Below are 3,721 nucleotides of genomic sequence, written 5' to 3'. Positions count from 1 at the left end.
ACCTGCATCCGCTGGTCATGATCGAATGCCCGCGCCTGCTGTTCCCGTTCGCTCGCGAAATCGTGGCGACGGTCGTTCGCGACGGCGGATTCCCGCCGCTGATGCTCGACCCGATCGATTTTGTGAGCTTGTACCGGCAAAACATGGAACGCCAGGCAGCGGCGCAACAACAGCAGCAGCCAAGCTAGAGGCTTTCCCTTCATGGGCGAGCGAAGCGGCGCCGTTTTGGAAGGCTGACGGCGACCGACCGGTTTGTTCATCACCGCCAAGACTTAGCTTACATGGCTTAGCTTATATGGCTTAGCCTGGCTTGGCCGGCCCGACTCAAGCCTCGTTGCCGACGAATTCCATCCAGATCGCCTTTTCGCCAAGTGTCGCGACGAAATCGCGATGGGCGATGCGGTCGGCATCGGTCACGCGCGGCGCCAGCGGCGAAGGGCGCTGACGCCGCGGCGTATCGAGTGTTCCGCCGCTCTGGCGGGCCACCGTTTCCACCAGGATCAATTGCGACTGCCGGGCGCCGATCAGATCGATATAGACTTCCGCAAGCAGTTCCGCGTCGAGCAACGCCCCGTGCTTGGTCCGGCGGCTGTTGTCGATGGCGTATCGCGAGCAGAGATCGTCGAGCCGGTTCGACACGCCGGGATGCTTCCGTCGCGCCAGCAGCAGCGTATCCACCAACCGGTCCCGCGCGATCGCCTGCCGTTCGAGGCGATCGAGTTCCGCATTGATGAAGCCGATATCGAACGACGCGTTGTGGATGACGAGCGGTGCGTCACCGACAAATTCCAGAAACTCATCCACGATCTGCGCAAACAGCGGCTTGTCGGCGAGGAATTCGCTCGACAGGCCATGGACCGCGAACGCTTCCTGCGGCATGTCGCGTTCCGGATTGATGTAGCGATGGAAGGTTTGCCCCGTCGGCATGCGATTGAAGATTTCAACACACCCGATTTCAACCAGACGATCGCCGCGCAGCGGATCCAGGCCGGTTGTTTCGGTGTCGAGAACGATTTCGCGCATAATTCCGTCAGTCTAACGAATCAGGGCCGCCGTCGCGGCATTTTAGCAGTCTGCGCCAGAATTTCCCGGATTCGCTCGCGAACGTCGTCGATACCGTGCGAGGTGTCCACTACGAAATCTGCCCGGCTGCGCTTCTCAGCGTCGGGTAACTGCCGGGCCAGGATCGTATTCAGCTTGTCGTCCGTCATGTTGCTGCGGGCCAGAATACGCTGGCGTTGAATGTCCGGCGTTGTGGTGACCACGACGACCGCATCGACATGCTTCTCGCCACCGGTTTCGAACAGCAGCGGCACGTCCACCACCGCCACATCGACACCCGATCGCTCGGCCCGATCGAGAAACGACTGACGATACGCATGCAGCATCGGATGCACGATCTGCTCAAGCCGCTTCATGGCCGCAGCGTCGTGCACGACCTTTGCCGACAGCTTATCGCGATCGACCTTGCCGTTGACGGTTGTTCCGGGAAACGCCGCCTCGATGGCCGGTGCCGCCTCGCCTTCATAAATTTTGTGAACGGTCGCGTCGGCATCGTAAACCGGCACCCCGGCTTCCGAAAAAAGCCTGGCGGTGGTCGATTTCCCCATTCCGATCGATCCGGTCAGCCCGAGCACCAGCATGTGCGAACACCCGACGTCACAACGATAGCAGCCCCTGGCCGCGCAGAAAAGCAAGCAGCGGCAACAGCGGCAAGCCGAGAATGGTGAAATGATCGCCGTCGATCCGGCTGAACAGGTGGACACCCAGTTTCTCGAGCTGATAGGCGCCGACGCTCGCGGTGGCCGCATCGCCAACCGCGTTCAGATAGGCCTCGATCGCGTCCTCGCTCAGCTCCCGCATGGTCATGCGGGCGGCCGATACATTTTCAAAGAGCAGCTTGCCGTCGCGCACGATCGCAACAGCGGCGTGCAGCGTGTGAGTCCGGCCGGACAGCGCGCGCAGGTGTTCCGTTGCCCCCGCGCGCCCAGCCGGTTTGTCGAACGGGCGGCCATCGCATTCGAGGGTCTGATCGGCTCCGATGACGTAGCGGCCGGGCGCGCGCGACGAAACCTCACGCGCTTTTTCACAAGCCAGGCGAACGGCGATCTCATCGCTTTTGGTCAGGCCGGAGTTTCGCTGAATGGCGCGCTCGTCGATCTCGGCCGGAACGGTCTCGAATGACAAGCCGGCATTTGCGAGCAATGCCTGGCGCACCTGGCTTTGAGATGCCAGAATCAGGGGTTTTGGTTCGAGCCAGATCGCCGTCACCAGCCTACTCCGCCCGCCGCTGCCGTTGCCGATCCGCAAACAGCTTCATGATCGCAGCGGCGGTCTCCTCGATCGACCGTCGTGTGACGTCCAATTGGACCCAGTCGTGCTTCGCACTGAGGCGGCGGGCATAGGTCACTTCGTCGGCAACCGATTTCCGGTCGATATAGGTTTCGTTGCCGGCGCCCGACCCGATGCTCAACAGCCGGTTCTGCCGGACCTGAATGAGTCGCTCGGGCGCCGCATGAAGGCTGACGATCAAGGGCTTCTTCAACGATTCCAGTTGACGCGGGATGGCGATGCCCGGCACCAGCGGCACGTTCGCAGTGCGGATGCCGCGGTTAGCAAGATAGACCGACGTTGGCGTTTTCGACGTGCGCGACACTCCGACCAGTACGACGTCGGCTTCCTCCAGACCTTCGACATGCTGTCCGTCGTCGTGCATCATCGTGTAGTTCAAGGCGTCGATGCGTCTGAAGTAGTCCGCGTTCAGCGTGTGCTGCGCGCCGACCCGGCCGATCGTGGAAGCGCCGAGATAGGCCTGAAACAACTGCATCACAGGGCCGATAATCGAAAGGCTCGGGCTGTTGATTTCCTGGCACTTGGCTTCGAGGCGCTCCACCAGATCCTTTTCCAGGAGCGTGAACAAAACGATTCCCGGCGTTTCCTCGATTTCCGCAAGAACGCGATCAAGCTGCTTCTGGCTGCGCACCAGCGGGTAGACGTGCTCCACTGGCGTCAGGTTGGCATATTGGGCGGCGACCGCACGCGACACCGTGATCAGTGTTTCGCCGGTCGAATCGGACACCAGATGGAGATGAAAATTGCTGCCGGTGATGGGCGCCATGACCCCTGAATACCTGTGCATCGCTGTGGAGTTCGAGCCGCGATACGGCTTATCCGGCAAGGACCGCTGGATAACCGGGGATTTTGCTCACAGGCCTCACGGCAGGGATAACTCCATCGATTGCCGGCAATGATAATGAGACCGTGTGGAATTGTCTCTGGGTAATTGCGGGTCAACGACGCGTAAGTGTTTGCGCTGCTGACGATCTTTCGGATTGACGGCTGAACGGGTCTTAATTCAGGGAGGAGTGGAGAAGCTTTTGAAAGAGCCGGGACAGAATTGTCTCCGCCGAATTCACCGCCACTAAGACTCAAACCTTAAGAATCTAAAAAGTAATTTTTAGAAAAGAGTCGCTTGCGGAGATCGTCCCGATCAGGTCTCTATCGGTCGCCGGAATAACCCCCACACCAGCCGTATGTTCCGACAAATTGTCAGTCGTCAGGGCATCCTGAGCGAGAAGACCGATGTACGAGTGGATCAAGGCCTTTCATGTCATTGCCGTCATCTCCTGGATGGCCGGCATGCTCTACCTGCCGCGGCTATTTATTTATCACTGCGACGCCGAGATCGGCTCGAAGCAATCCGAGACGTTCAAGGTGATGG

5 protein-coding genes and 1 pseudogene are annotated in these 3,721 nt (G+C 60.1%); 2 read left to right on the top strand and 4 right to left on the bottom strand.

Annotated elements, in window-relative coordinates; all coding sequences use genetic code 11:
• Positions 1–188 (top strand): protein-export chaperone SecB (locus BGN91_RS14875; RefSeq protein ID WP_292614443.1); only part of this gene is annotated, 188 nt, incomplete at its 5' end.
• A 136-nt stretch (positions 189–324) separates the two neighbouring features.
• Here BGN91_RS14875 and dnaQ read toward each other — a convergent pair.
• The 4 genes from dnaQ to BGN91_RS14855 are packed head-to-tail and all read right to left on the bottom strand — an operon-like array spanning position 325 to position 3,118.
• Entirely contained in the window at positions 325–1,023 is a 699-nt protein-coding gene (gene dnaQ / locus BGN91_RS14870) for a DNA polymerase III subunit epsilon (protein ID WP_292614440.1), read from the bottom strand.
• 20 nt (positions 1,024–1,043) lie between these two features.
• The gene (gene coaE, locus BGN91_RS14865; RefSeq protein ID WP_292614438.1) at positions 1,044–1,643 is read right to left on the bottom strand and encodes a dephospho-CoA kinase; all 600 of its coding nucleotides are present in this window, start codon (positions 1,641–1,643) and stop codon (positions 1,044–1,046) included.
• Between the two features lie 16 nt (positions 1,644–1,659).
• On the bottom strand, positions 1,660–2,271 hold the full coding sequence (locus BGN91_RS14860) for a Maf family protein (protein ID WP_292614437.1): 612 nt from the start codon (positions 2,269–2,271) through the stop codon (positions 1,660–1,662).
• A gap of 4 nt (positions 2,272–2,275) precedes the next feature.
• Positions 2,276–3,118, bottom strand: coding sequence for a pyruvate, water dikinase regulatory protein (locus BGN91_RS14855; protein ID WP_292614434.1), 843 nt, complete (start codon positions 3,116–3,118; stop codon positions 2,276–2,278).
• A gap of 464 nt (positions 3,119–3,582) precedes the next feature.
• On the opposite strand from BGN91_RS14855, the pseudogene BGN91_RS14850 reads away from it, so the two are divergent.
• Positions 3,583–3,721 (top strand): annotated as a pseudogene (locus BGN91_RS14850) (CopD family protein); the annotation flags it as partial.

It is taken from the genome of Nitrobacter sp. 62-13 (assembly GCF_001896955.1).
GTDB lineage: Bacteria > Pseudomonadota > Alphaproteobacteria > Rhizobiales > Xanthobacteraceae > Nitrobacter.
This window is presented reverse-complemented; position numbering and strand designations above follow the sequence as displayed.